Origin of the sequence: Streptomyces sp. NPDC088915, from assembly GCF_044749825.1 — a bacterium.
Classification (GTDB): Bacteria; Actinomycetota; Actinomycetes; order Streptomycetales; family Streptomycetaceae; genus Streptomyces.
On sequence record NZ_JBIVIR010000005.1, the window covers coordinates 418,974 to 425,146 of the forward strand.

The following is a 6,173-nucleotide window of genomic DNA, read 5'->3' on the forward strand; positions in this document are numbered from 1 at the left end:
TGGTAAGACGTCGTTTCTTATGGCGTGATCGTTCGTTGATCCGTGCATGACGGGTCTCGTTGAGCGGCTGGTACCGGACGAGCTGTGGGTGCTGTTCCGGCGGGTGGTGCCGCCAACTGAGGTGAAGCGTCCGCAGGACGGTGGCCGACGCCGGGCGGGCGACCGTGAGGCCCTGGCGCGATCATCTTCGTGGCGACTTCAGGCTGCACCTGGCGGCAGTTGTCGCCGGTATTCGGACCGGCCTGGCCCACGGTCTACCGCAGGTTCGCCCAGTGGAGCCGGGACCGGGTCTGGGCGAAGCTCTATCGGGTGATCCTCGACGAGCTCGGAGCGCAGGGCGAGCTGAACTGGTCGCGGTGCGCGATCGACTCGGTGAGCCTGTGGGCTGTAAAAGGGGGCCGCTGACCGGACTGAATCCGACCGACCGCGGCAAGCTGGGACCGAAGATTCACCTGATCACCTACCGAAACGGACTGCCGCTGTCCCTGGGGATCTCCGGCGCGAACATGCACGACAGCCAGGGGCTGGAGCCGCTCGTGCGCGGCATCCCGCCCATCCGATCGCGCCGTGGGCCCCGGCGCCGGAGGCTGGCGAAGCTGCATGCGGACAAGGGTTACGACTACGACCATCTGCGGCGATGGCTCCGCCGGCGGGGGATCCGTCACCGCATTGCCCGCAGAGGTGTCGAGTCCTCACAGCGGCTGGGCCGGCATCGGTGGGTGGTCGAGAGAACCGTGTCCTGGCTGGCTGCCGACGGCTCCACCGGCGGTACGAGCGCAAAGCCGAACACTTCCTTGCCTTCGTTGGCATAGCAGCAGTCCTCATCAGCTACCGCCGGTGGATCCGGTGAGCCGGTCGGCCGGGAGCGACAGTCGGCCAGCACCGGTGGTGTCAGTGACAGCTCGTAGGGTGCGCTGGGATTCGACGAGGAGGTTCCATGGGCTTTTCCGGTCACCTAGTCTTTGCGCGCAGCGAGCGTCCGTTGCTGGAAGCACCCCTGTTCGGCAGCACCGGTCCAGGGCTGAGGGACGACGTACACGAGTGGCAGCCGCGGCCGGGTGGCTGGCAGACTCTGCAGTTGGAACAAGGCATCTGGGAGGACGAGCACCTGTCCACCTTGGTCGAATGGACCGGAGTGCCAGCCTGTGTCGCCGATGTCTCCGACAGCAGCGTCGCCCTCGTGACCGGCCTGGACACTGACGGGCACCGCTGGCAGGCATGGCTCAACCTGGACAACGCCGCTGCTCTCCTCGTCGAGGAACCCGAGGACGTGGACGACGTGAGCCTGTGGATGGCCACCCCGGAGTTCGACGAGGCCATCGGACACAAGCGCGCAGAGCTCGATGCGGACGTACCGGCTGACGCCGAAGGCGCTCTCATGTGGGCGTCAGCAGCTGGTGTCCAAGCCGCGGCGCAGCAGCCTCGGATCGAGGAGCTGCTGCGCACACGGGAGACCTTCGTGGAGGAGCTGCTCGACGCGCTGCTGGACGAGCTGGGCTTCCCTGAAGCTGTCCACTCCGCACCGCAGCCATAAGAAACGACGTCTTACCCGGGATGTGACGGACCTGGGGCATCACGGCACGGGGGACCTGGAGGTCCAACTCCGTTCGGAGCGGGACGTGGAGCGTGCCGGCGAGTTGTTCCGCCTGGCCTACGCGGGAGCGTAGGACGAGCCGACCTCCGGACTTTCCGGACGGAGGGCCGGCTGCGGCCGGGTAGGACAGGGCGCTGGGGTGGTGGTGAAGTGGGAGCGGCGTGGGATCGGCCTTTCGACGGGTGGGCAGGGGCGTGGCGGTGGAATGCCCCATCATCTGTAGGTTCCCCGATTTCGGAAATCGGGGAACTGCCCTTACGCTTCCGCCCGCCGACCGGGGGGAGGCGGTCGGCGGACGGACGCCTAGGCAGTCTCGTTCGATGGGCGGGCCCTTCTTTCGGCCGGCGCCTGCCACGGCAACCATGGAGGAGCAGGCTTACCAGCCGGAGGGCTTGGCGGTCCCCATAGCGCGGGTGGCGGTGATCTCGGTGACGACTCGGTTCGGGTTGACCCGCGGGGTCTTGTACCGCTCGGCGTACCGGCGCTCGGCGTCGGCGGCGGCGGGGGCGTCTTTGACGACGGCCGTGCCCTCCAAGGTGCATCAGCGCCGGACCTCATTCTGAAACGATCAGTGAGCCTCTTCCATCCTGTGCCGGAGGGTGAAATGGGCTGGTCAGCAGGTGTGGTGACGAGGCAGGGCCCCTGGTCGTTGGCGTGGTGATCTCACTCAACACGCTGGCGACCGGAGGGGCCCTGGTGGTTCGGTATCCTGCCATGCTCGACGTCCCGCACGAGCTGGTTGAGCATGTTTCCTGGCTGTTGTACGAGCACCGCCGGGCCTGCAACACCCGGTGGCGCAAGCTCGGCTGCTTCCAGCAGGCACTGCTCACACTGGTCCATCTGCGGAAGAACGAGACGTTCTCGCAGCTTGGAGCCGGGTTCGGGATATCGCAGGCCACTGCCTGAAGGTACGTCGACGAGACGCTGGACGTCCTGGCCGGCTGGGCACCCGGTCTCCACGAAGCGCTCACCGGCCTCGGTGAAGGCGACCACGTCATCGTTGACGGGACCCTGATCCCCATCGATCGCATCCGTGCGGATGAGCCGTACTACTCGATGAAGCACCGCCGGCACGGCATGAACGTGCAGGTCATCGCCCGTCCCGACGGGACACCGCTGTGGTTCTCGCGTGCGACACCGGGCCGCGCTCATGATCTGACCGCGGCCTGGGCCCATGGCATCGTCCAGGCCTGCCTGACCCGGCAGATCCTCGTCCTGGCCGACCGTGCCTACCAGGGCGCCGGCGCCACCGTTCGCACCCCGTACAAGAACCACCGCGAACAGCCCGAGCACTACCAGCGGTTCAACCGTGATCACGCACGACTCAGAGTTCCCGGCGAACGCGCCTTCGCACAGCTGAAGTCCTGGCGCGTCCTCCGCCGGGCCCGATGCTCCACCCGCCGCATCGGCACCATCGTCCAAGCCATTCACACACTGCTGACATGCAGCTATTCAGGATGAAAGAGGCTCAGTGTCGAGGTCCTCCTGACCCGCTACGCGAAGTGTCTCTACGACCGGCAGTCCATCAACAACCAGCGCATCGAGCACCTGTTGACCGCCTACGATCCGCCGGCCGACCCGGAGGAATGACAGGCAACCAGCAAGACGCCTCGGAAGGTGATCACTGCAAAGGAACAGTGCCATTCTGGAGAGACATGGTGGGGGCTGGCGGATCCGTCTGCTCCACCGGACCTAGCGGTCTAGTTCCCACAGCCGCCATATGCCATTGTTATCCGCGACGAGGTGATGGCCTCCGGCGATCGTGGGGCGGGTCACCACGTAGCTCTTCTTCTGCCAGAGCGGTACCAGTGGAACTTCCTCCGCGACCACTCGCTGGATCGACTGGAACCACGGAACACTTCTACTGCGTTCGACGAATCGCTGCGTCTCCTTGATCGAGCTGTCGATCTCGGCGGACGCGTAGCCGTTGTGAAGGGTGTTGCCGCTTCCTACCAGCGGTTGGACGAAGGTGTCCGGATCGGGGAAATCGGGACCCCATTGCAGCACGTAGGCGTCGAACTCGCCCTTCTTCTGCCGTTCCTGGTAGGTGACCCAGTCGGCCTCCTCGATGAGCTCGACCCTGAACAACCCCTCCCTCTCAAGTTGTGTCTTCAGTTCGCGCGCTTCGACGGCCGCGTTGCCGGCCTGGTGGCCCAGGACGATGCGCACCGGAGTAGAGATGCCGGCGGCACGCAGACTTCGCGTCGCCCACTCCGGATCCGATTCGGGATAGAGGTCGTAAAAATCGGTACCGTGCCCTGTGACGCCTCGCGGGACCAGAGAGTAGAGCGGCGATGTGGTGCCCTTGAAAACCTTTTCCGCCAGGCGTCCCCGGTCAACGAGCGCAGCAAGGGCCCTGCGTACCGCGACGCTTCCCAGAGGGCGGCGGGGTGGGTATGTGTTCAGGACGAGGTACCGCGTCACTGTGCTCTCCCCGATGGAGAGGCGTACGTTCGGGTCATCGCCGTCTTCGAGAGCGGCGAGGGCCGCGGCGGTGAGACCGGCATAGGCGACCTCGATCTCCTTCGCCTCCCATGCTCTCTCCACGTCCTGGGCCGTCTTGTAGTAGTGGATTTCTACTGGATGGCCCTTCCGGTGGACTGCTCCCTTGTAGGTGGCGCTCGGTGTGAGATCCACCCGGGCGTCTTTTGTGTAGGAGGAGATGGTGTAGGGGCCAGAGCCTGGGACGTTCCACTGCGTCCGCAGCCTGGAGGAGGGGAATTCAGCGGGATCGACGATGGACCCCGCCGGTGTGGCGATCTTGGAGGGCCAGGTGGCGTCCGGCGTCGCGAGGTGGAAGGTCACGGTGGAGCCGTTCGCTTCTACGGAATGGAGGTTCGTGAACAGCGGCGAAGGCCCGAGGGGATCCCGGATCTCCAGGATGCGGTCGAACGAGTGCTTCACGGCCGCGGCGGTGACCGGATGCCCGTTGGAGAACGTGAGGCCGTCACGCATTTTGCAGCGGTAGACGGTCAAGGTCTTGTCGAATTTGCACGATTCGGCCGCGTCGGGCCGGGGCATGCTCGCCCCGGGGTCGAAGGTGAGCAGGCTCTGGTAGATGTTGCTGTACAGCGCCCAGGACCCGCTGTCGTACCCTCCGGCGGGGTCGAGGTGGGTGAGGTTGTTCGCCGTCCCGACGACGAGGGGCTCTTCCGCCGCGGTCGTCAGCGGCAGCAACGGGTAACCGCAGGCCGCCAGTAATACGCAGGCTCCCGCCGCGATGCCGAGGCTTCTGCGCTTCATGTGAGTGTCTTCCTTCTGCGTGGGGGGGGGGAGGGACGAGGCCGTGTGGGGGAGTGGGGGGTGACCGGCGCGACACCGGACAGCCCCGGCGGGGGGAAAGCCGCCGGGGCTGTCGGGCATCAGGGGGGAAGGGCCGGCCGGTACGGAGCCGGGATCAGCCGCCGGTGACGGCCGACAGGGTCTTGTCCGCGTCGGAGAGTCCGGTGCCGCAGCCGCCGGAGCAGGTGCCGGGCAGGGCGCGCGTGTTGTTCTTGATGACCTGTTCGATCTGGGCGGGGGTGAGGGAGGGGTTCTTCTGCTTCAGCAGCGCGGCCAGGCCGGCGATGTGCGGGGCGGCCATGCTGGTGCCCTGGTAGGAGGCGTAGGTCTGGTCGCCCGGGGACTTGGTCCCCTTGTTGAGCGTGGACCAGATGCCGTCCGCGTCGCGCACGTCGTTTTCGCCGCCGGGCGCGGTGACGTCGACGGCCTTGCCGTAGTTGGAGTATTCGGCGCGGTTGCCCTCGCGGTCGGAGGCGGCGACGGTGACGACGTTGGCACAGCCGGCCGGACTGTAGCCAGCGGCGTCCGCGTCGTCGTTGCCTGCGGACACGACGACGGTGGTGCCCCGGTCCACGGCGCCCTTGAGGGCGGCGTTGTAGGCCTGGTCGCAGGCGAACTCGCCGCCCAGGCTCATGTTGATGACCGCGGCGCGGTTCTTGTTGGCGGGCACTCCGCTCACGGTTCCGCCCGACGCCCAGGTGATGGCGTCGATGATGTCGGAGGTCGATCCGCCGCACCTGCCCAGGACGCGGACGGGCAGGATGTTCGCCTCGTGGGCCACGCCGACCACGCCGGACCCGTTGGCGGCGGCCGCGATCGTACCGGCGACGTGGGTGCCGTGCCAGGAGCTGTTCCTGTCGCCGGACGGGACGGGGTTGCCGTACTTGTCCTTGCCGCACTCCCCGGTCTTCCGCCAGTCCCCGGGATCGGAGGGGTCGTTGTCGCGGCCTCCGCCGTCGTTGGCCGTCCAGGTGTCGGAGATGAAGTCGTAGCCCGGCAGCAGCTTGGCGCTCAGCTCGGTGTGCTTGGTGATGCCGGTGTCGATGACCGCCACGGTGACGCCCTTGCCGGTGGCCTGCTTCCAGGCCGCAGGAACGTTCATGCCGGCCGTGGTCTCGTACAGGTCCCACTGGTAGCCGTACTCGGCGGGGTCGACCGCGGTGGCGTACACCCGGCGGTCGGGGACGACGTAGGCGACGTCGGGGTCGGCGAGGAAGGCCGCCGCGACCTTCTGCGCGTCCTGGACCTTGTCGGCCTCGGGCAGTTCGACCAGGGCGGCGCCCGTGCCCAGGCGGCG

The 6,173-nt window shown here is 67.1% G+C and carries 3 protein-coding genes and 4 pseudogenes; 4 read left to right on the forward strand and 3 right to left on the reverse strand.

Annotation, left to right across the window (positions count from 1 at the left end; genetic code table 11):
- Positions 1 to 46: 46 nt before the first annotated feature.
- From ACIP5O_RS12395 to ACIP5O_RS12405, 3 genes and pseudogenes are all read left to right on the forward strand, one after another.
- Positions 47 to 850, forward strand: a pseudogene (locus ACIP5O_RS12395) (IS5 family transposase).
- 87 nt (positions 851 to 937) lie between these two features.
- A complete protein-coding gene (locus ACIP5O_RS12400) occupies positions 938 to 1,534 on the forward strand; it encodes a hypothetical protein (protein ID WP_401291899.1) in 597 nt (198 codons plus the stop codon).
- A 13-nt stretch (positions 1,535 to 1,547) separates the two neighbouring features.
- Positions 1,548 to 1,667 (forward strand): annotated as a pseudogene (locus tag ACIP5O_RS12405) (transporter); the annotation flags it as partial.
- 303 nt (positions 1,668 to 1,970) lie between these two features.
- On the opposite strand, the pseudogene ACIP5O_RS12410 reads toward ACIP5O_RS12405, so the two are convergent.
- Positions 1,971 to 2,135: pseudogene (locus ACIP5O_RS12410) on the reverse strand (pyridoxamine 5'-phosphate oxidase); the annotation flags it as partial.
- 113 nt (positions 2,136 to 2,248) lie between these two features.
- On the opposite strand from ACIP5O_RS12410, the pseudogene ACIP5O_RS12415 reads away from it, so the two are divergent.
- Positions 2,249 to 3,055 (forward strand): annotated as a pseudogene (locus ACIP5O_RS12415) (transposase family protein).
- A gap of 231 nt (positions 3,056 to 3,286) precedes the next feature.
- Here ACIP5O_RS12415 and ACIP5O_RS12420 read toward each other — a convergent pair.
- Complete coding sequence (locus ACIP5O_RS12420; RefSeq protein ID WP_401291902.1) at positions 3,287 to 4,837, reverse strand: ABC transporter substrate-binding protein; 1,551 nt, start codon at positions 4,835 to 4,837, stop codon at positions 3,287 to 3,289.
- Between the two features lie 154 nt (positions 4,838 to 4,991).
- On the reverse strand, positions 4,992 to 6,173 hold a 1,182-nt coding region (locus ACIP5O_RS12425), incomplete at its 5' end, for a S8 family peptidase (RefSeq protein ID WP_401291905.1).